Annotated in this window: 20 protein-coding genes and 1 tRNA gene; 7 read left to right on the forward strand and 14 right to left on the reverse strand. The window is 65.9% G+C overall.

Annotated elements, in window-relative coordinates; all coding sequences use genetic code 11:
* Window positions 1–163: 163 nt before the first annotated feature.
* Complete coding sequence (locus HMPREF1224_RS14615; protein ID WP_003090000.1) at window positions 164–1,096, forward strand: LysR family transcriptional regulator; 933 nt, start codon at window positions 164–166, stop codon at window positions 1,094–1,096.
* Window positions 1,097–1,212: 116 nt separating this feature from the next.
* Here the strand turns inward: HMPREF1224_RS14615 and HMPREF1224_RS14620 are convergent, their stop codons facing one another.
* The 6 genes from HMPREF1224_RS14620 to HMPREF1224_RS14645 all read right to left on the reverse strand — a co-directional run bounded on the left by HMPREF1224_RS14620 (window position 1,213) and on the right by HMPREF1224_RS14645 (window position 9,056).
* Window positions 1,213–2,340: an acyl-CoA dehydrogenase family protein gene (locus tag HMPREF1224_RS14620; RefSeq protein ID WP_003090001.1), complete on the reverse strand. Its 1,128-nt coding sequence runs from the start codon at window positions 2,338–2,340 to the stop codon at window positions 1,213–1,215.
* A 28-nt stretch (window positions 2,341–2,368) separates the two neighbouring features.
* On the reverse strand, window positions 2,369–3,559 hold the full coding sequence (locus HMPREF1224_RS14625) for an acetyl-CoA C-acyltransferase (RefSeq protein ID WP_003108823.1): 1,191 nt from the start codon (window positions 3,557–3,559) through the stop codon (window positions 2,369–2,371).
* Window positions 3,560–3,576: 17 nt separating this feature from the next.
* Entirely contained in the window at window positions 3,577–4,344 is a 768-nt protein-coding gene (locus HMPREF1224_RS14630; protein ID WP_003102518.1) for a 3-hydroxyacyl-CoA dehydrogenase, read from the reverse strand.
* Between the two features lie 19 nt (window positions 4,345–4,363).
* Complete coding sequence (locus HMPREF1224_RS14635) at window positions 4,364–6,031, reverse strand: acyl-CoA synthetase (RefSeq protein WP_003102517.1); 1,668 nt, start codon at window positions 6,029–6,031, stop codon at window positions 4,364–4,366.
* 176 nt (window positions 6,032–6,207) lie between these two features.
* Entirely contained in the window at window positions 6,208–7,293 is a 1,086-nt protein-coding gene (locus HMPREF1224_RS14640; protein WP_010793071.1) for an AraC family transcriptional regulator, read from the reverse strand.
* Between the two features lie 68 nt (window positions 7,294–7,361).
* A complete protein-coding gene (locus tag HMPREF1224_RS14645; protein ID WP_010793072.1) occupies window positions 7,362–9,056 on the reverse strand; it encodes an AMP-binding protein in 1,695 nt (564 codons plus the stop codon).
* A 220-nt stretch (window positions 9,057–9,276) separates the two neighbouring features.
* Between HMPREF1224_RS14645 and HMPREF1224_RS14650 the strand changes: the two genes are divergently transcribed.
* Entirely contained in the window at window positions 9,277–9,969 is a 693-nt protein-coding gene (locus HMPREF1224_RS14650) for an MgtC/SapB family protein (protein ID WP_003102512.1), read from the forward strand.
* A gap of 136 nt (window positions 9,970–10,105) precedes the next feature.
* Window positions 10,106–10,252, forward strand: a complete 147-nt coding sequence (locus HMPREF1224_RS45545) for a PSPA7_2676 family Cys-rich small protein (protein ID WP_003090016.1) — start codon at window positions 10,106–10,108, stop codon at window positions 10,250–10,252.
* A gap of 39 nt (window positions 10,253–10,291) precedes the next feature.
* On the opposite strand, the gene HMPREF1224_RS14655 is transcribed toward HMPREF1224_RS45545, so the two are convergent.
* Window positions 10,292–10,834, reverse strand: a complete 543-nt coding sequence (locus HMPREF1224_RS14655) for a DUF4946 domain-containing protein (protein ID WP_003090018.1) — start codon at window positions 10,832–10,834, stop codon at window positions 10,292–10,294.
* Window positions 10,835–11,152: 318 nt separating this feature from the next.
* Between HMPREF1224_RS14655 and srfA the strand changes: the two genes are divergently transcribed.
* Complete coding sequence (gene srfA / locus HMPREF1224_RS14660) at window positions 11,153–11,383, forward strand: stress response facilitator SrfA (protein WP_003090022.1); 231 nt, start codon at window positions 11,153–11,155, stop codon at window positions 11,381–11,383.
* A gap of 74 nt (window positions 11,384–11,457) precedes the next feature.
* On the opposite strand, the gene HMPREF1224_RS14665 is transcribed toward srfA, so the two are convergent.
* Entirely contained in the window at window positions 11,458–11,745 is a 288-nt protein-coding gene (locus tag HMPREF1224_RS14665) for a type 4 pili assembly inhibitor PlzR (RefSeq protein ID WP_003102510.1), read from the reverse strand.
* Between the two features lie 168 nt (window positions 11,746–11,913).
* On the opposite strand from HMPREF1224_RS14665, the gene ctpH reads away from it, so the two are divergent.
* The gene (gene ctpH / locus HMPREF1224_RS14670; RefSeq protein ID WP_074198694.1) at window positions 11,914–13,620 is read left to right on the forward strand and encodes a methyl-accepting chemotaxis protein CtpH; all 1,707 of its coding nucleotides are present in this window, start codon (window positions 11,914–11,916) and stop codon (window positions 13,618–13,620) included.
* A gap of 126 nt (window positions 13,621–13,746) precedes the next feature.
* Here ctpH and HMPREF1224_RS14675 read toward each other — a convergent pair whose 3' ends face one another.
* A complete protein-coding gene (locus HMPREF1224_RS14675; protein ID WP_003090028.1) occupies window positions 13,747–14,259 on the reverse strand; it encodes an anti-virulence regulator CigR family protein in 513 nt (170 codons plus the stop codon).
* 356 nt (window positions 14,260–14,615) lie between these two features.
* Here HMPREF1224_RS14675 and HMPREF1224_RS14680 point away from each other — a divergent pair, with 356 nt between their 5' ends.
* Window positions 14,616–16,103 carry a SulP family inorganic anion transporter gene (locus tag HMPREF1224_RS14680; RefSeq protein WP_010793074.1) on the forward strand — a complete coding sequence of 496 codons (1,488 nt, stop codon included), beginning with the start codon at window positions 14,616–14,618 and terminating at the stop codon, window positions 16,101–16,103.
* 134 nt (window positions 16,104–16,237) lie between these two features.
* Here HMPREF1224_RS14680 and HMPREF1224_RS14685 read toward each other — a convergent pair whose 3' ends face one another.
* Window positions 16,238–16,447 (reverse strand): hypothetical protein, encoded by a 210-nt coding sequence (locus HMPREF1224_RS14685; protein WP_003102501.1) that lies wholly within the window; start codon window positions 16,445–16,447, stop codon window positions 16,238–16,240.
* A gap of 256 nt (window positions 16,448–16,703) precedes the next feature.
* Here HMPREF1224_RS14685 and HMPREF1224_RS14690 point away from each other — a divergent pair, with 256 nt between their 5' ends.
* Window positions 16,704–18,467, forward strand: a complete 1,764-nt coding sequence (locus HMPREF1224_RS14690; protein ID WP_003102498.1) for a cyclic di-GMP phosphodiesterase — start codon at window positions 16,704–16,706, stop codon at window positions 18,465–18,467.
* Window positions 18,468–18,525: 58 nt separating this feature from the next.
* On the opposite strand, the gene HMPREF1224_RS14695 is transcribed toward HMPREF1224_RS14690, so the two are convergent.
* The 4 genes from HMPREF1224_RS14695 to HMPREF1224_RS14705 form a co-directional block, all read right to left on the reverse strand.
* The gene (locus HMPREF1224_RS14695; protein WP_003102495.1) at window positions 18,526–18,933 is read right to left on the reverse strand and encodes a hypothetical protein; all 408 of its coding nucleotides are present in this window, start codon (window positions 18,931–18,933) and stop codon (window positions 18,526–18,528) included.
* 118 nt (window positions 18,934–19,051) lie between these two features.
* Window positions 19,052–19,393, reverse strand: a complete 342-nt coding sequence (locus HMPREF1224_RS0111870; RefSeq protein WP_003120049.1) for a hypothetical protein — start codon at window positions 19,391–19,393, stop codon at window positions 19,052–19,054.
* Window positions 19,394–19,667: 274 nt separating this feature from the next.
* A complete protein-coding gene (gene lecA, locus HMPREF1224_RS14700) occupies window positions 19,668–20,036 on the reverse strand; it encodes a PA-I galactophilic lectin (RefSeq protein ID WP_003102492.1) in 369 nt (122 codons plus the stop codon).
* A 415-nt stretch (window positions 20,037–20,451) separates the two neighbouring features.
* Window positions 20,452–20,538: transfer RNA gene (locus HMPREF1224_RS14705), tRNA-Leu, on the reverse strand.
* Between the last annotated feature and the right edge of the window lie 35 nt (window positions 20,539–20,573).

Below are 20,573 nucleotides of genomic sequence, written 5' to 3' on the forward strand. Positions count from 1 at the left end.
TTCTGACGGGTTGGCAGGCGAGGCATCGGACAAAGGCGCTGGTAACGATGCCGGAACAGGGCTTAAGATTTGCCCAGTCTATTTTTTCCGTCCATGAACATTCATGATCCATATGGGGGTCATCCAAGCCCCCAATAACAAGAAAAGTCGCGGAGCCAGTGCCATGAACCTGAACAAAGTCGACCTGAACCTGTTCATCGTGTTCGATGCGATCTATACCGAAGCCAACCTGACCCGCGCCGGGCAGATCGTCGGCATCACCCAGCCAGCCGTATCCAACGCCCTTTCCCGGCTGCGCGAGACCTTCAACGACCCGCTGTTCGTGCGCACCGCCCAAGGCATGGTGCCGACCCCTATGGCGCAGAACATCATCGGCCCGGTGCGCAACGCGCTGCAGTTGCTGCGGGTTTCGGTGCAGGAGAGCCGCAGCTTCGATCCGCAGCAGGCGAACAAGACCTACCGCATCAGCATGACCGACCTCACCGAAGCGGTCATCCTCCCCCCGCTGTTCCAGCGCTTGCGCCGCCTGGCGCCGAACGTGCATATAGAGAGCTTCCTCGCCAAGCGCCGCGAGACCACCAAGGAACTCGCCGCCGGCCGCCTCGACTTCGCCGTCGACGCGCCGCTGAACACCGATCCCCAGGTGCGCCACGTCAAGCTGATGGAGGACCGCTACGTCTGCGCCATGCGCCGCGGCCACCCACTGGCGGGCAAGCCGAAGCTGGCCCTGGACGATTACCTGGGCCTGACCCACATCCATATTTCCAGCCGCCGCAGCGGCCTCGGCTACATCGACCTGGCGCTGGGCAAGATGGGCATCCAGCGCAAGATCGCGCTGCGCTCGCAGCACTACCTGATGGCCTCCACGGTGGTCCAGCAGACCGACATGGCGATGACCGTGCCGGAACGCTTCGCCCGTCACCACGACCTGCACTACGCGGTGCTGCCGGTGAGCGACGTGCCGAAACTGGAAACCCACCTGTACTGGCACGAGAGCACCGACCAGGACCCGGCCAACCGCTGGATGCGCGAACAGATCATCGAGCTGTGCCAGCAGGTCACCGCGCGCGAGAACAAGGCGGCGCAGCCGGCGTGAGCGCCTGCCAAGGGGCGTAGGGCGAACGAGGCTCGGGCATTTGCTTCCGAGGTGCCTCAGTGCGCCCTCTCCCTGAAGGGAGAAGGCGCCGTTGCGGAAACGACGGATAGTCGCCGCTACAGGCTGCGCGCGATCACCAGGCGCTGCACGTCGCTGGTGCCCTCGTAGATCTGGCAGACCCGCACGTCCCGATAGATGCGTTCCACCGGGAAGTCCTTGAGGTAGCCATAGCCACCGAGGGTCTGGATCGCCGCGGAGCAGACTTCCTCGGCCATCTCCGAGGCGAATAGCTTGGCCATCGAGGCTTCGGTCAGGCACGGCAGGCCGGCTTCGCGCAGGCTGGCGGCGTGGTGGACCATCTGCCGCGCCACGGCGATGCGGGTGGCCATGTCGGCCAGGCGGAAGGCCACCGCCTGGTGCTCGATGATCGGCTTGCCGAAGGTTTCCCGCTCATGGGCGTAGTCGCGCGCCGCCTCGAACGCCGCGCGCGCCATGCCGACCGCCTGGGCGGCGATGCCGATGCGGCCGCCTTCGAGGTTGGCCAGGGCGATGCGGTAGCCCTCGCCCTCCTCGCCCAGGCGCAGCGTGGCCGGGATACGCAGGTCGTTGAAGGCCAGCTGGCAGGTGTCCGAGGCGTGCTGGCCGAGCTTGTCCTCGATCCGCACCACCTCGTAGCCGGGCGTGTCGGTGGGCACGATGAACGCGCTGATGCCGCGCTTTCCGGCATCCGGATCGGTGACCGCGAAGACGATCACCATCCCCGCGTGGCTGCCCGAAGTGATGAACTGCTTGGCACCGTTCAGCACGTAGTGGTCACCGTCGCGGCGGGCGCGGGTCTTCAGGAAGCTCGCGTCGGAACCGGCCTGCGGCTCGGTCAGGGCGAAGGCGCCGAGCATCGAACCCTGGGCCAGCGGACGGAGGAAGCGCTCCTTCTGCTCGGCGCTGCCGAACTTGTGGATCGGCATGCAGCCGACCGAGTTGTGCACGCTCATGATGGTCGAGCAGGCGCCGTCGCCAGCGGCGATCTCCTCAAGGGCCATGGCGTAGGCCAGGTGCCCGGTCTGCGCGCCGCCCCATTCCTCGGGCACCAGCATGCCGAGGAAGCCGAGGTCGGCCATCTCGCGGATCGCCTCGGCCGGGAAACGGTGCTCGCGGTCCCAGTCGGCGGCGAACGGTTTCAGCCGTTCCTGGGCGAACTGCCGCGCCATGTCACGGATCTGGATCTCTTCTTCGCAGGGAATCATCGCGGGTTCCTCTTCTTCACTGCCTGCATCAGCGCAAGCGCTCGACGGCGATCGCGGTCGCCTCGCCGCCGCCGATGCAGACCGCCGCCACGCCGCGTTCCAGGTCGTACTGCTGCAGGGCGTTGAGCAGGGTCACGACGATCCGCGCGCCGGACGCGCCGATCGGATGGCCCAGCGCACAGGCGCCGCCGTGGACGTTGAGGCGCTCGTGGGACAGGTCGAGGTCGCGCATTGCCGCCATGCCGACCACGGCGAAGGCTTCGTTGACCTCGAACAGGTCGACCTCGCCCAGCGACCAGCCGGTACGCTGCATCAGGCGCTTCACCGCACCGACCGGCGCGGTGGGGAACAGGTTCGGCGCGTCGGCGAACGAAGCATGCCCACGAATCGCCGCCAACGGCGCGAGCCCGCGTCGCTCGGCCTCGGAAAGGCGCATCAGGACCAGCGCGGCGGCGCCGTCGGAAATCGAACTGGAGTTGGCCGCGGTCACCGTGCCGCCTTCGCGGAACGCCGGCTTCAGGGTCGGGATCTTGTCCAGCCGGGCCTTCGGCGGCTGCTCGTCGCTATCCACCAGGCGCTCGGTCTTGCCGGCGGTGACCGTCAGCGGCACGATCTCGGCCTGGAAGCGCCCGTCGCGCATGGCTTGCTGCGCGCGGGTCAGCGAGGCCACGGCGAACTCGTCCTGTGCTTCGCGGGTGAAGCCGTAGGCCTCGGCACAGTCCTCGGCGAAGGTGCCCATCAGGCGGCCCTTGTCGTAGGCGTCTTCGAGGCCGTCGAGGAACATGTGGTCGAGCACCTTGCCGTGGCCCATGCGGTAGCCGCTACGGGCGCGCTCCAGCAGGTAGGGCGCGTTGGACATGCTTTCCATGCCCCCGGCCAGCGCGACCCCGGCGCTGCCGGCGAGCAACGTGTCATGGGCGAGCATCAGCGCCTTCATGCCCGAGCCGCACATCTTGTTCAGCGTCGAGCACGGCGTGCCGCGCGCCAGTCCGGCGCCAAGCACCGCCTGGCGCGCCGGCGCCTGGCCCTGGCCGGCGGCGAGCACGCAGCCGAGCACGGCCTCGTCCACTTCGTCGGCTTGCAGGCGCGCCCGCTCCACCGCGGCGCGCACCGCCGCGGCACCGAGGGTAGCGGCGTTGACGTCCTTGAAGTCGCCGAGGAAGCCGCCCATCGGGGTGCGGACGGCGCTGACGATGACGATCGGATCTTCGCGGGTCATGGGATCTTCCTCCTGTATTAGCGGGCGGCCATGCGGATGGCGCCGTCGAGGCGAATCACTTCGCCGTTGAGCATGCTGTTCTCGATGATCTGCCGGACCAGCGCGGCGTATTCGTCCGGACGCCCCAGGCGCGGCGGGAACGGCACGCTGGCGCCGAGGGAGTCGCGCACCTCCTGGGGCATGCCGGCCATCATCGGTGTCTCGAAGATGCCCGGGGCGATGGTCATCACCCGGATGCCGAAGCGCGCCAGCTCGCGGGCGATGGGCAGGGTCATGCCGACCACCCCGCTCTTCGAGGCGGAATAGGCGGCCTGGCCGATCTGCCCGTCGAACGCCGCCACCGAGGCGGTATTGACGATCACCCCGCGCTCGCCGCCCTCGTCCGGCTGGCCCTGGGACATGGCCTCGGCGGCCAGGCGCAGCATGTTGAAACTGCCCACCAGGTTGATGTCGATGACCCGGCGGAAACTCTCCAGGGCATGGATGCCATTGCGTCCGAGAACCTTCTCGGCCGGCGCCACGCCCGCGCAATTGGCCAGGCCATGGAGGCCGCCGAAGGCCTCCAGTGCAGCGGCCACGGCCTGGCGGCCGTCGGCCTCGCTGGCGATGTCGGCCCTGACGAAGCGCGCCTGGGCGCCAAGCTCGGCGGCCTTGGCCGCGCCGGCCTCGGCGTTGATGTCGGCCAGCACCACCTTGCCACCCTGCTCCACCAGCATCTTCGCGGTGGCGGCGCCGAGGCCGGAGCTGCCGCCGGTAACCAGGAACACTCGATTTTCGATACGCACGTCGTTTTCTCCTGCTGAATCAGTTCGCGGCGGCCGCCCGTGGGGCCGCCTCGCGTTGCCGGGCGATCTCCTGGTTGCGCAGGAGAAAGCGCTGGATCTTGCCGCTGGGAGTCTTCGGCAGTTCCTCGAGGAACTCGATCTCCCGCGGGTAGGCGTGCGCCGACAGGCGCTGGCGCACGTATCGCTGCAATGCGTCCGCCAGTTCCGGCGTCGGCCGGTGGCCGGCGCAGAGCACGACGAAGGCCTTGACCAGTTCGGTGCGCTCCGGGTCGGGCTTGCCGATCACCGCCGCCTCCATCACTGCCGGGTGTTCGATCAGCGCGCTCTCCACATCGAACGGGCCGACCCGGTAGCCAGAGGTGGTAATGACGTCGTCGGCGCGGCCGACGAAGCTGATGCTGCCGTCTTCGTTGAGTTCGACGGTATCGCCGCTCAGGTAGTAGTCGCCGACGAAGGCTGCGGTTTCCAGGCCCTGGTAGCCGGGAAACCACATCAGCGGCGAACGCCGCCGGTCGAGGGCGAGGATGCCCGGCTGGCCGGGCGGCAGTTCGTTGAGATCGTCGTCCAGCACTACCACCCGGTGCCCGGGACAGGCGAATCCGGCGGCGCCGACCCGCACCGGATGCGCCAGGGCATGGTGGTTGCACAGCACCATGCCCAGCTCGGTCTGCCCGTAATGGTCGTGGATGGTGGTGCCGAGCCTGTCGGCGAACCAGCGGATCACCTCCGGCGTCAACGGCTCGCCGGCGCTGCTGACCGCGCGCAGGCGCCCCTTCAGCGCAGTTTCCGCGGCCGCGCCGGCGGCCATCAGCAGGCGATAGGCGGTGGGCGATCCGGCGAGGTTGGTGATGCCGTAGTCACGGATGATCCGGCAGGTGCTTTCTACGCTGAACGGCCCTTCGTAGAAGGTGGTCGGATGGCCCATGGCGAGGGGACCGGCGACAGCGTAGTAGAGGCCGTAGGCCCAGCCCGGATCGGCGAGGTTCCAGAAGGCGTCCTCGGGGCGCAGGTCCACCGCCTCGCGCAGGTAGCCGACGAAGGCGAGGATCGCCTTGAGCGGCACCGGCACCGGTTTGGCCAGGCCGGTGGTGCCGGAGGTGAACATCATCAGGAACGGATCCTCGCCGCTGCGCGGAACCGGCTCGAATTCGGCCGGATAGCGCTCCAGCTCGGCCCAGAAGCTGAAATCGCCGCGACGGATGCCCTGCCCCTTCGGTCCGCCGACGGTGACGGCCAGAGGCGGATCGGCGAGTTCGTCGAGCTTGTCGCGGTTGGCCGCATCGGTGACCAGCACCTTGCTGCCGGCGGTCGCCACGCGGTGTTCGATGGCCTTCGGGCCGAAGGCGGTGAACAGCGGCTGGTACACCGCGCCCAGGCGCCAGGCGCCGAGGATGGTGACCAGCAGCTCGGGCGTGCGCGGCAACAGGCCGGCGACGCAGTCGCCCGGGCGTACGCCCTGGGCCTGGAGGAAATTGGCGAAACGTCCGGAGAGCGCTTTCAGCTCGCTGAAGGTATAGCTGGCGCGACTGCCATCCTTGCCCTCCCAGAACAACGCGATCCGACCCGGCAGGGCATGCCGGTCGCAGCATTCGACGCAGGCGTTGAGCGCCTGGAGCGTACCGGAAAGCGTGGCGGCGGCGGTCCGCTGCAAGTCGAACCCGGCGGCAGTGGTGGCGTAGTCGCGCATTGCAGGACTCCTCGGCTTGTTTTTGTATGGAGTAGCCGGAATCTTCACGCCGTGGCTGGCGCGGGGCAATGTCGAAAGGCTTCAATCTGCCTGAGCGGTTTGGACAATCCGGGCTGGCTGCCTGTCCCCCCGAACCGTTCGCGACATACCGCGGATGACGCTGCGCGGCATTCGCCCTATCGACGGCCGAGCGTTTCGGACAAGACGCCTGACGACTCGGCCGACGCGGTTTCCGCCGCGACCTGCGTCCGGTACTGCCCGGGGGTCGAGCCGGTCCACTTCTTGAACGCCTTGTGGAACGCGCTGCCATCGGCGAAGCCCAGCTCCAGCGCCAGTTCGGCGAAATTCGCCGCGCCGGCGTCCAGCCGCGCGATGGCCAGGTCGCGGCGGACCTGGTCCTTCAGCGCCTGGTAGCTCTGCCCTTCCAGGGACAGCTTGCGGCGCAGGGTCGAGGGCGCCATGAAGAAATGCCCGGCGAGCGCGTCCGCGTCCGGCCAGCGTCCCGGCCGCAGGCTGCGCAGGTAGGCCTTGATTCGCGCCGCCAGGCTCTGCGGATCGCGATAGCGGACCAGGATGTTGGCCGGCGCGCCGAGCAGGAAGCGCCGCAGCTCCCGCTTGTCGCGGCGGACCGGCAGGGCCAGGCAGTCGGCATTGAACAGCAGGCGGCTGAGGGGACGGGAGAAACGCAGGTTGTCGCTGAACATCACCCGGTAGTCCTCGATGTAGTCCGGCTGCGGACAGCGCAGGTCGATGGCCAGGATCGGGATGCGCCGGCCGACCAGCCAGCAGGCCAGGCCATGGGTGATCATCCATAGGGTGAAGTAGGACAGCGCTCGCCCGTACCGGCCCGGCGCCTCGTCGAGGACGATTTCCGCCAGGCCGCCGCGGCGCTGCAGGCGCGGCTGGAAGTCGTCGAACTGCAGGCAGAGGAATCGCAGGATGCCGGTCAGCGCCGGCTCCAGGGTCTGCTCGTGGATCGCACAGCGGCTCATGAAAGCGAAGCTGCCACTCTTCAGGCGCCGCGCGTCCATGCCGAAGAACTCGTCGTCCATGCGCCGCGCGAGATCCAGCCAGAGCCGCGAATAGGCGTGCGAGGTGACCCGCGCGTAGGGTTTGCCGAGCAACTGCGGATCGATACCGGCGGCCTGGAGGACCTCCCCCTCCTCGCCGCCCTGCCGGCGCCACTCCACCAGCGCCTCGCCGACCAGGCGCACCGAGATGGTGCCCTTGGTGCTCGCCTGAGTCTCGCCGTCGTTCTTCACCCGTCCCTCTCGCCTCGCTGCGCGCCGCCCGCCACCTTAGCGCAGGAGCGGGGCGCGGCTCCATCCTCTCAATCGCGCCCCTGGCGCAGCGCGAGTAGGCGAATCTCTTCGATGCTGATCTCGCGCATGCGGAACTTCTGGATCTTGCCGGTAACGGTCATCGGGAACTCGTCGACGAACTTGAAGTGGCGCGGGATCTTGAAGTGAGCGATACGCGCCTTGCAGAACGCCCGCAACTGTTCGTCATCGGCGTGGTGGCCCGGATGCAGCTTGATCCAGGCGACGATTTCCTCGCCATAGCGCTCGTCGGGGATGCCGATCACCTGCACGTCGGCCACCGCCGGGTGAGTGAAGAAGAACTCCTCCAGTTCGCGCGGATAGATGTTCTCGCCGCCGCGGATGATCATGTCCTTGCTGCGCCCGACGATCCGCACGTAGCCGTCGTCGTCCATCACCGCCAGGTCGCCGGTGTGCATCCAGCGCGCCGGGTCAATGGCCTCGGCGGTGGCCTGGGGGTCGTTCCAGTAGCCGAGCATCACGCTGTAGCCGCGGGTGCACAGCTCGCCGATCTCGCCGCGTGGCACCACCCTGCCCGTCTGGTCGACGATCTTGCTCTCCAGCCTCGGCTGGGTGCGTCCGACAGTGGTCACGCGCAGCTCCAGGCCATCGTCCGGACCGGTCTGCAGCGACACCGGGCTGGTCTCGGTCATGCCGTAGGCGATCTGCACCTCGGCCATGTGCATGTCGCCAATGACCCGCCGCATCACCTCGATCGGGCAGGTGGCGCCGGCCATGATTCCGGTGCGCAGGCTGGAAAGGTCGAATTCGCGGCGGCGCGGATGATCCAGCTCGGCGATAAACATGGTCGGTACCCCGTACAGCGCGGTGGCGCGCTCCTCGGCCACGGCCAGCAGGGTCGCCTCGGCGTCGAAGCTGGGCGCCGGGTAGATCATGGTCGAGCCGTGGGTGACGCAGCCGAGGTTGCCCATCACCATGCCGAAGCAGTGATACAGCGGCACCGGGATCACCAGGCGGTCTTCCGCGCCGAGTCCGAGGCTTTCGCCGACCATGTAGCCGTTGTTGAGGATGTTGTAGTGGCTGAGGGTGGCGCCCTTGGGGAAGCCGGTGGTACCGGAGGTGTACTGGATGTTGATCGGCTCGTCGAACTGCAGCGAGGCCTGGCGCTGGCGCAGTTCCTCGGCGCCTACCGCGGCGGCCAGCCCCGGCAGGCCCTGCCAGTGCAGGAAGCCTGTCGGCGCCCGCTCGGCCAGGCTGATCACGCCGCGCAGTTCCGGCAGGCGCTCGCTGGCCAGTTCGCCCGGACGTGCCCGCGCCAGCTCCGGCAGCAGGTCGCCGAGCATCGCATGGTAGTCGCTGGTCTTGAAGGCGTCGGCGCAGATCAGCCAACTGCAACCGGACTGCTTGAGAGCGTATTCCAGCTCGCTGCTGCGGTATGCCGGGTTGATGTTCACCAGGACCGCGCCGACCTTGGCACTGGCGAACTGGGTAATGCACCATTCGGCGCAGTTCGGCGCCCAGATCCCGAGACGCTCGCCGGGGCGCAGGCCCAGGGCGATGAAGGCGCGGGCGTAGGTATCGACCCGCTCCGCCAGTTGCCGCCAGCTGTAGCGCAGGCGTTGATGCCGCACCACCAGCGCCTCGCGCTCGGCATGATGCGCGACGGTGGCATCGAAGGCGTCGCCGACGGTGGTCGCCAGCAAGGCGACATCCTGGCGACCCGAGGTATAGCTCGGCTGATTCATGGCTTTCCCTTGTTGTGGTTGTTCTGGGAATGTCGCTGAACCGTCGTCCTGCGCCGCCAGGGCGCTACGACGGACACCGGCGAGCGGTGTCGGTGAAGTCGAAGAGCATGTTTACGTTAACGTAAAGGTAAACGCAAGAGGCTTGTCCGCCCAGGGCCGTCGGCTCCGGCGCGGCCCAACGGAACGGCGTAGAATGGGCGGTTTTTCACAGGAGCACAGCATGACCCCGGAAATCGCCATCGGCCTGGTGACGGCCCTCGGCCTCGGTGCGCTGGTCGGTCTCGAGCGACAATGGCGACAGCGCTCTTCCGGCATGGCCACCCACGCGATGGTCGCACTCGGTGCGGCCAGCTTCTCGATCCTGCCGCTGTTGCTCGACAACGAGGTCAGCGTGACCCGCATGGCGGCCCAGGTAGTCAGCGGCATCGGTTTTCTCGGCGCCGGCGTGATCATGCGCGACGGCCTCAGCGTACGCGGCCTGAGCACTGCGGCGAGCATCTGGAGCACCGGCGCGATCGGCGTACTGGCCGGCAGCGGTTTCATCCTGGCGGCCTGCATGACGACCGCGCTGATCGTCATCGCCAACCTGTTCCTGCCCGCTCTCGGCCGGGTGGTGGACCGCCACACCTCGGGCGAGGCCGAGCAGGAGCGCTTCTACCAGATCAGCGTGTCCTGCGAGGCGCGCAACGAAGCGCTGGTGCGCATGCAGTTGCTGCAACGCATGGGCGACAACCGCCTGAACCTGCAGAGCCTGGAAAGCCACGCGCTGAAAGGCAGCGGCAACGTGGAAGTGAACGCCGTGGTGTTCACCCTGCACAAGGAGGATTCGCTGGTGGAACAGATGGTCGGCGAGCTGTGCCTGGCACCGCAGGTCACCGCCGCCAGTTGGGTGATGAATCCCGCCGCGGAATGAACCGGCGAATTTAGGTTGCCCATTCTAGACGCTTCGCCGCAGGCTTTTCCCACCTCCAGACAAGAACAAGCCGGAGTGAACCACACCACCACTGCCTGTTTCGTGGACGGGGCGAGCCGCCCCGCGGGGAGGAGTCATGCGCTTGCGTTGTTTCTTGCGAGGTTGCCGCTGGGACGAAGGTAGCCTGGTCACGGTAGGCCCCGACCTGATGCTGCGCCAACGTTGCCGGCGTTGCGGCGCCCATCGCTATCTCAGCGTCGAGGCGCCGCCCGAGGAAGCCTGAGCGACTCCGGTCGCGTCCAGGCGTCGAGCGGCTGGCCCTTCAGCGCAGGACCAGGCTGGCCCGGGTGCGCAGGTAGCTCTGCCGGTAGACCACGCTGTTGGCCGGACTGGCGGTATATACCAGGGAGTACATCGCGCGCTGTCCCAGGGCCATCGCCACGATCTGGGTCAGCAGCACCTCGTTGCCCTGGCTGATCCGGCAGTGGGTCTCCAGCGATGCCAGGCCGCCGAGGTTCGAGCGGATCGGTGTGGTGCAGCGCGAGCCCAGCCCGGCCTTGCGGTAGCCCGATTGGACGACATCGAAGACACTCTGGAACTGGCCGTCGATCTCCACCGACTCCTCTTCCATCATCTTCAGGCTGAGCAACTCGATGCTGGCTTCCTTCTCGCCTCCCGGCCCGAGCTTGGTCGCCAGTTGCCGGGAGCCCAGTTGCTCCACGTCGCTGGCCTCGGGTGGGATGCTCTCGGTGATCACCTGCCAGCCGGCCGGCCAGTCGACCTCGGGCTGATAGCCACTGCTGGCGCAACCCGCCACAAGCCCCGCCACTACCACCAGCGCCAAGCCGGACGCCTTGCTTCTCATAGCATTTCCTTACTCGCAAAACCCATCGGAGGGAAAGGTCGGACCTGTCGCCATGGCGCCGTCCGCGCAGTCTCCGAGCCCATGGCGACAACGTTCCCAGCTTACCGGAGAGACGGCGAGCGCCAAGGCGCAAGCCTGAACAAGCTAGCCGACTTGGCGAGGAACGCACAAATTTCATCGGCTGGCGTACAGGTATGGGACATCGGTACCAATAGCGAAGTCGCGCAATCCGTCAGTTTTTTTTGAATTTTTGCCATTGGAAAAAGTCTGTTCAGCGCAGCGTTTTTCCAAGTCCCATCCGGCCCGCAAGGAGAACCCATGGCTGAACCCCAGGACAAGTACACCCGGCGCACAGGCAGGACCTGGGCGGACGACCAGGCGACCTACAACCGTCTGCGCGAAGAAGCCGACGCCGCTCGCCAGAAGCTGCGCGAAAGCGGCTACAGCGGCGCCGAGTATGACCAGTTGCGTCAAGCCGCCTTCGATCTCAACCGCAAGGCCAACCAGTACTGGGAGCAGATGCTCAGCGACCTGCGCCAGGAAGACTGATCAGCGCCACGCCGGGAGACTGCCGCTCTCGGCCCGCACACCCCCTCCACTCTTTGCGTGCTCCTGGCGTCGGCTCATTCGGGCGCATCCGGGTATTGCACCTCGTCCAGCAGGCGAAACCCCACGTTGTCGGCGTCCAGCGCGCTGAGCAGCTCGATCTGTCGATCGATGTCCTGGTTGATATTGGCCAACTGGCCGATGAAGGCATTGGCCGCCTGGCGGGTGCCAGGGTCGGAGCTGCGCGACAGCTCGAAGCCGAGCTGGGTCAGGGCAGCGGCCAGGTGAGCGAGATTGCGCACACTCAACGAGTGCAACTGGCGGGAAACGGCCTGTTCATCCTGAACGGTGGGAGGGACATCCATGAATCAGATCCTTCGACTGGCACAATGTGACATTCGTCACAGAGATTAACCGAAGCCCCGCAGAACATCCATGCCAGCTATTTCCCTTCGTCGGCTCTGGCCCGGCCCCTGCGTCGTCCTCAAGTTGTCAGATCCGCTGTCGATACTCTGCGAGCCGGAACACGCGCCATGCCCGCCTCGCCGGGCCACAGGGACGTCCTCGGCTGCCTCGTCGCAGCCTGCGTGCCGGTCCAACCTGGCAATCCATCGAGGCGTTCCATGCTGCAACAATCCCTACGTGCGCAAATCCTTGTCCTGCTCGGCGGCAGCCTGGCTGCGCTGCTACTCATAGCCCTGGCCTGCTTCGGCTCGCTGACCGGCGACGTACGCGCCTACCGCGAGCTGCTCGGCGGCCCCGTGCGGGCGGCGCAACTGATCGACGAGGCCAACCTGCAATTCCGCGGCCAGGTCCAGGAATGGAAGAACGTCCTGCTGCGCGGACGCCAGGCAGAGGCCCAGACGAAATACTGGAGTCAGTTCGAAGCCCAGGAGCGAGCGGTGCAGGACATCCTCGGGCGCCTGGGCAGCGTGGCCGAAGGCGAGTTGAAGGATCGTGTCGAGCGCCTGCGCGAAGAGCACCGGCGACTCGGTACGGCTTACCGACAAGGCAGGCAACGGTTCCTCGAGGCGGGCGCCGACCCCATCGCCGGCGACCAGGCGGTGACCGGCATCGACCGCGCCACCACCGCGCAGATGCAGGCCCTGCGCGACGAACTGCACCAGGCCAGTGATCTCCATTCCTCCTCCATCAGCGCGGAGGCCCGGCGCACCATGCTGCTCGGCAGCCTGGTGCTGATCGGCGCCAGCCTGGCCGTCGCCCTGCTCAGCCTGTGGCTGGTCAACCGCAACCTGGTCGGTCCGGTGCAACGCCTGATCGAGCACATCGCCCAGCTCAGCCATGGCGACTTCGGCGAGCGCATCGAGATCCGGCGCAAGGACGAACTCGGCAAGCTGGCCCTGGCCGCCAACACCCTGCGCGACTTCCTGGTGGACATCTTCGACCGGCTGCGGCGCAGTACCCGCGACCTGGACAGCGCCAGCGGCTCGCTGAACGCGATCGCCAGCCTGATGGCGGCCGGTACCCGCGAGCAGTTCAGCCGCACCGACCAGGTCGCCACGGCGATGCAGGAAATGTCCGCCACCGCCCAGGAAGTGGCGCGCTACGCCGGCGACGCGGCCAGGGCCGCCGACGAGGCGGACGATTCCGCCCAGCGCGGCGAAGACGTGATGGAAGAAACGATTCGCAGCATCGGCGAGATGCGCAAGGAGATCGACCATACGGTGGAGGTCATCCGCCAATTGGAAAGCGATAGCGGCAGGATCGGCAAGGTCCTCGACGTGATCCGTGGCATCGCCGAGCAGACCAACCTGCTCGCTCTCAACGCGGCCATCGAAGCCGCCCGCGCCGGCGATGCCGGCCGTGGCTTCGCGGTGGTCGCCGACGAGGTCCGCACCCTGGCGCAGCGCACCGCCGAGTCCATCGCCGAGATCCACCAGATCATCGATACCGTGCAGAACGGCGCGGTGAATGCCGCGCGCGCCATCGAAAGCGGGCAGTCGCGCAGCGAGGCCGGTGCCGAGCAGGTTGCCAACGCCGGCACCATGCTGCGCCAGATCACCGCCTCGGTCGAATCGATCCGCGACATGAACCGCCAGATCGCTACCGCCGCCGAGGAACAGACCGCCGTGGCCGAGGACATTTCCCGCAACCTCACGGAAATCGCCTCGATCGCCTCCAGCAACCAGGAACAGGTGGAGCAGACCGAAGCCGCCAGCCGCGATCTCCACGGCCTCTCCGCGCAACTGGGCGATGCCCTGCAACGCCTGCGGGCCTGACCTGGGGTAAGGAAACGACTTTCATGAGGTAAGGCGGACAACCGCAACGCGATTATCCGCCGCTCCAACGGGGGGTCATGGCGGATAGCGTTGTGGCGCTATCCGCCATGCACAGCCAGGGTTCGATCAGTCGAGGACGTTGTCCAGCACCTCGTAGATCAGCCCGGTCGCCACCGCCACCAGCAGCAGGTCGGTGCCGGCCTGCATCCACTCGTAGCCGTCGTAGTGCGGCAGCCGGCCTAGCAGGCGGCCGTCGAGTTTCTTGGCGATGCCGGGCGGCAGCGGCTTGCCGCGCGCCAGGTTCTTCTGGATGCCGGGCGGCAGGGCCGGCCCCGGGTTCCAGTAGCCGCGGTTGTCGCCGAGGATCACCCGTACCCCGCCGACGTCGATACGCGGTCCCGAGTCCCAGTTGCCGCCGCCGTTGCCCTTCTGGCCGGCGCCGCCGCCCTTGTTGCCGGGGCCGCCATGGTTGTCGTGGCCACCCTGGTTGCCTTTGTTGCCCTTGTTACCCTTTCCGCCGTCCATCTGGTTACCGTGCGGGTTGCCCTTGCCATTGCCCGGGTCGGCCAGGACGGCAGGCGTACCGCCGATCAGGGACAGGCTCACGACCAGCGCGAGCACAGAACGAGTGTTGAACATGATGATGTTCTCTCCATGCGAGGACGATCCCTCGATAGCTTAGAACCGTTTCGCTTGTTTGGTTCCATGCCGTCGATCGCGACGCAACCCAGGGAAAGCCCGAGCTGCCGGCTTGGTCGAACCTGTCGAATCAGCTATGCTGCCGCTCCCTGCAAGCGACTACCCGCTACTCCCCGATGACCTGGCTGCCCACTCCGCCATAGCCATGCCTGCCCCTTCCGGCCACGGTCCGAACGACCGTGGCCAGCGTTCGTTCGCCTGAACGCCTGTCGTCATCCCTTGTTTTTTCCAATGCCATCCCGCGGCCCGCGCTGTCGACCGACTGCACGGGCCGTGCCTCGCCCCTGGGTATCCCGATGCTACAGACGCTGAAACAGAACTGGTTCTCCAACCTCCGCGGCGACCTGCTCGCCGGCCTGGTCGTCGCCCTGGCGCTGATCCCCGAGGCCATCGCCTTCTCCATCATCGCCGGGGTCGACCCGAAGATCGGCCTGTACGCCTCCTTCAGCATGGCGGTGGTGATCGCCTTCGCCGGCGGCCGTCCGGGAATGATCTCCGCCGCGACTGGCGCCATGGCGCTGCTGATGGTCAACCTGGTGAAGGACCACGGCCTGCAATACCTACTGGCAGCGACCCTGCTCTGCGGCGTGCTGCAGATACTCGCCGGCTACCTGCGCCTTGGTTCGCTGATGCGCTTCGTCTCGCACTCGGTGGTGACCGGTTTCGTCAATGCCCTGGCGATCCTCATCTTCATGGCCCAGCTACCCGAACTCACCGATGTCGGCTGGCCGGTCTACGCGATGACCGCCGCGGGCCTGGCGATCGTCTACGGCTTCCCGCACCTGCCACGGATCGGCCGGCTGCTGCCCTCTCCGCTGGTATGCATCCTGGTCCTCACCGGCATATCCATCTACCTGGGCCTGGACATCCGCACCGTCGGCGACATGGGTCAGTTGCCCGACAGCCTGCCGCTGTTCCTCTGGCCGGACGTGCCGCTGAACCTCGACACCCTGCTGATCGTCCTGCCCTACTCCGCCGCCCTGGCGGTGGTCGGCCTTCTGGAGTCGCTGATGACCGCCACCATCGTCGACGAGATGACCGACACCGGCAGCGACAAGAACCGCGAATGCAAGGGCCAGGGCCTGGCGAACATCGCCACCGGCCTGCTCGGCGGCATGGCTGGCTGCGCGATGATCGGCCAGTCGGTGATCAATGTTAAATCCGGCGGGCGCAGCCGGCTCTCGACCCTGGTGGCCGGCGTCGCGCTGCTGCTGATGGTGGTGTTCCTCAGCGACTGGGTCGGGCGGATTCCCATGGCGGCCCTGGTGGCGGTGATGATCATGGTGTCCATCGGCACCTTCCGCTGGGAGTCGATCCGCAACCTGAAGCGCTACCCGCTATCGACCAACCTGGTCATGCTGGTGACGGTCGGCGTGGTCCTCGCCACCCACAACCTGGCCTTCGGCGTGGTCGCGGGCGTTCTCCTGGCCTCGCTGTTCTTCGCCAACAAGATCGGGCACTACCTCGATATCGACAGCGAACGCTCCGCCGACGGCACCCGCCGCCACTACCAGGTGAGCGGGCAGGTGTTCTTCGCGTCGTCCGGCAGGTTCATCGCCGCCTTCGACCTGAGAGAGACGCTGGAGCATGTGCTCATCGACCTGCGCCACGCCCACCTGTGGGACGTCACCGCCGTCGCGGCACTGGACAAGGTGATCCTGGGCTTTCGCCAGCGCGGCGTGCAGGTCGACGTGCTGGGCCTGAACGCCGCCAGCGCGACCCTGGTCGATCGCTTCGGCGCCTATGACAAGCCGGGCGCCGTGGACATTCTCCCCGGCCATTGAGCGAAGCGCCACTCGGCGGGCAGGCATGAGCTGGCCCTTCCGCTGTGGCGGAGAGCCCGCCGCTCCACGTATCAGTGCTGACAGGGGGCAGCACGGGGATACAGCGCTGCATCGGTGCCTGCGCGCCCGGAGGCCTAGCGCCCGGGGCGGGAGAAGGCGCGAAAGGTGTCGAACGCCAGCACCAGAAACAGCATCGGCATGAGCAACGGGACGAAGGCGGACATGGCGTCCTGGTAAGGTCGCCCCAGCCACCACAGGAAGAGGCTGGCGCCGCCGATCAGCAGGATGACGAGAAGGATGACGAACTTGCAGAGGCGCGAGGCGAAGGAGAGCGTGTCGGACATGTCTTTTCTCGGTGGAAGCATGTGCGACCGTTTTAGCGAGCGGTGATGCTGGCCGATATAGGAAGAGTCCGTTTACCAGGTAATCGATTTCGCAGAGCTGGCGTCGGCGTCGAAGGCCGTACCGGCATGACCGCGATCAACCTCCATGCCCTTTCATCGCTGCAATCTGGGAAAAGAGCCCGCGCTCCACGAAATAAAGGCACAATGACATCATTGATTGCCGATGCCCGACATCGCAGTAACCCAGGAGTCCAGCATGGCAACCCCACCCTATCCCGAGGACGAGCATTCGAGACAGGCCTACGTCGACCAACTCGGTCTGCTGGAAGAAGGTGCGGACGAGGTATTCGAGGAAATCCTCGCCGCCGCTACGTCCTACTTCCAGACGCCCATCGCGCTCATTTCCATCCTCGACCATCAGCGCCAGTGGTTTCGCGCGAGCATCGGCCTCGATATCCGGCAGACGCCGCGACGGGATTCGTTCTGCGCCTATGCGATCCTGGGCAAGGGAGTATTCGAGGTGGCCGACGCCACCCTCGACCCGCGCTTCCGGGACAACCCCTATGTGCAAGGCGAACCGCGCATCCGCTTCTACGCCGGGGCTCCGCTGGCCACCGCGGAAGGTCTCAACCTCGGCAGCCTCTGCGTCATCGACCGGGAACCACGCGGGCCGCTGGCCGAGCGGGACGTCGCCATGCTCGAGCACTTCGCCCGGCTGGTGATGGCCCGTATCCATACGCTCCGCTCGACCAACTACATCGACGAGCCAACCGGCCTGTACAACCGTCTCCGCCTGCAGGAGGACGTTTCCCTGCGCCTGCAGCGCGACGGCGCCCTCACCGTGATCGCCGCCGACCTCCTGCCCCTCGCCCTGCTGAATACCATCATCCGTACGCTGGGCTATCCCTTTTCCAACGACCTCATGCTCGAGGCGCGCGACCGCATCCGCGCGGAACTGCCGGATTTCACTCTCTACAAGATCAGCCCGACGCGCTTCGGACTGCTCCTGCCACGGCAGCAACAGGAAGAAACCGAGTCGGTCTGCCTCCGCCTGCTGCGGGCCTTCGAAAGCCCCGTCGTATGTCGCGGGATCCCGATCAAGGCCAACGTGGGCCTCGGCGTACTACCACTTGCCGACGATCCCCTCGACGGCGATCAGGACTGGCTGCGCCTGGTGGTCAGCGCGGCCGACGACGCCCGCGACCGCGGTGTCGGCTGGGCCCGCTACAACCCGCCGCTGGACCAGGCCCAGCAGCGTGCCTTCACATTGCTGACCTCGCTGTCCCAGGCGATCGGAACCGAAGAAGGCTTCCATCTGGTGTATCAGCCGAAAATCGACCTGCCGACAGGCAGGTGCACGGGCGTGGAAGCGCTGCTGCGCTGGCGGCACCCGCAACTCGGCTTCGTCAGCCCCGCCGAATTCGTGCCCCTGGCGGAGAAAACCGCACTGATGCGCCCCCTCAGCGACTGGGTGCTGCGCCATGCCATGGCCCAGCTGGCGCAATGGAACGCACGGAACATCCCGCTCAGGCTGGCGATCAACGTATCGGCATCGGACATGGAAGACAGCAGCTTCCTGGAAGAGGCCGTCAGACTCGCCAAAACCTACGACATCGACCTTTCCGCCCTCGAGCTGGAATTCACCGAAAGCGTACTCATCCGCGACGCCTCGGCGGTCGGCTCGGTGCTGCTGCGTGCCCGGGAGCTTGGCATGGGCATCGCGGTGGACGACTTCGGCACCGGCTACAGCAACTGGACCTACCTGCGCGATCTGCCAATCACCGCCATCAAGCTCGACCAATCGTTCACCCGCGACCTCGCCGGCTCGCCGAAGGCGCAGAGCGTCACCCAGGCGGTGATCGGCCTGGCCAGCCAGTTGGGTTATCGGGTGGTCGCGGAAGGCATCGAGACCCACGACACCTTCCACCTGCTGCAGGCCTGGGGCTGCCACGAGGGCCAGGGCTATCTGATCGCCCAGCCGATGCTGCCGGAGCAACTGGAGGACTGGCTGCGGCGTTAGCCAACGCAGGCACGTGGAATGGGCCCTACCAGCATGCTCGCCAGCCTCAGCGCGTCGCTCAGGGACTGGCGAGCAAGGCCCAGACCAGATAGATCGAGTAAAGGGTCAGGAGTATCAGTGCCAACAGCACCGCCCTGCTGGCATGGCGCGCAGCCACCCAGCGGGAATTGCGCCCGCAGCGCCAGACCACGACGAGGCTGAGGCACAGGTAGGCCAGCCTAACCAGCTCGACACCGACCATTCCCCACAAGGTCAGGGCCACCGCATGTTCGCCGGGAGCTTCCTGCATCAGCGGATCGACAATGGCCACCATCGCCTGCCTGGCGGCGACGCTGAGCAATAAGAAACCCGCAGCGAAGAACAGCCAGAATGCCTTCCACAGCGGCTGCCCGCCGGAAAGGAAACCTCTCGCAGTCAGCTTCTCCTCGGCCAGGTCCGCCTCTGGGGTCTTGTATGGGTGCTCCATGCCCTGGGTCCTCCCTGCAAACGGGCACCCTAGCACATCCCGCGCCGCTCGCCTTCTTCAGCGGGCGGCAGACCGTCCGTTGCACCTCGCGATGTTTCCAGCGCTCGGCCGAGCGTCTCTAGCGCGGGCAGGAGACCTGCGTGCCTTCCACCTTGCGGATGTGATCGCGATAGGAGCCGGAAACCAGGATCGATTGCGTGCCGCCCTTCTCGCTGAGAATGCCATCGCAACTGTAATCGCAGCCAGCCTCGATGCTGAGGCACACGTCCTGTCCCTCGAAACGGTACAGGTTGGCAGGCCACCCCGTGCAATCGTACAGGCCTGCGCCAGGGCATTCGACGGCCTCGAGTCTTCCGGCAACGACGATGGTCGAACCTGCCATGTCCTTGAGTTCCTCCGCGGCGCCAGCGGCAATGGAGAAGAGAGCGGGAAATACAACCAGGGAAAGTCGGCAGGGCATCGGCTTCGGTACTGTCTACTATGTGGACGGAATTCTGAATCGGGTCAGGAATCGATATTCCCGTTCAGACCGAAGCGTGTTGAAGCAGTTCCCCGCCCCCACTCGCTCGGTTTCCCACGACCGCGGCAGCTCCAGGAGTTCGATACTCTTGTCATTGGTAGTCGCAACTGCGAAGCGCTGCCTGTCCGTTCATAACGGCCACACGGGCAACTTCACTTTATTTGTATTTAAAAAAAGAGCCCATTCGGGCCCTTTTTTTTTCCGAGACAAGTTATCAGGACTGATCCTTTCCAATATTGACACTGAACGAGCCGGAGTTATTTCCATAGGTTCCGGGCACGTCGTTGTAGATAAGAGTGATTGCACCCTGGACATTATTGGGTGCAACCCAACGGAACAACCCGGTATTGACCGGAATGGTTCCGCTGTTGCCAATCTTCATGACCAGCGCGCCACAAAACGCATCGTGGCAGATCAGCCCTTGGTCCGGATGCTCCCGATCGCCCTGCGGCCCCCATTTCTGGGTAGGTCCGTAACTGGCCCAACCGGCGGCGACGATGGTAATGACATCGCCCGGATTGTAGATAATCGACGTTACCTGCCCTGCTTCGTTATTAGCCAGAACCTCACCTTTCCAAGCCATGATTGATCTCCGATATATGAATTCCTGTTCATAAACGAAAGAGGCGAAAAACCCTGATTCGCGATCCTTCCCTGTCAGCAAAGCACAGCAACGAGGAAGTACCGCCTACCAATTCATGCAGGAGAAAATAGGATAATTCCGCCAGTGAATTGAATATATTCGGAAAGGAAATTAAAAAGCAGGAGCAGAAGATAACGACAAAAAATCAAACTTCCAAAGACAACTACTTCAAGCTGAACAAACACTCCCGCTCGCCAGCCAGGGCGAACCCTATACGGAGCCGTACTAGAATGAAACGCCTCCAAGGCCGAGGAGGGAAAGAAGGCAACGTCGACTCGTTGACTGCCGCGCGATGGCGGGCCGGAAGAAAATCGGGGAAGGAACGCAGAAGTCGGCTGAACGCCAGGAAACACGATGGTGCCCGGAGCCGGGGTCGAACCGGCACGGGGTTACCCCCGAGGGATTTTAAGTCCCTTGCGTCTACCGATTTCGCCATCCGGGCAGGATCTCGCTTCAAGTGAGCCGGCAATGGGAACC

Origin of the sequence: Pseudomonas sp. P179 (assembly GCF_000478485.2) — a bacterium.
GTDB classification, from domain to species: domain Bacteria; phylum Pseudomonadota; class Gammaproteobacteria; order Pseudomonadales; family Pseudomonadaceae; genus Pseudomonas; species Pseudomonas aeruginosa.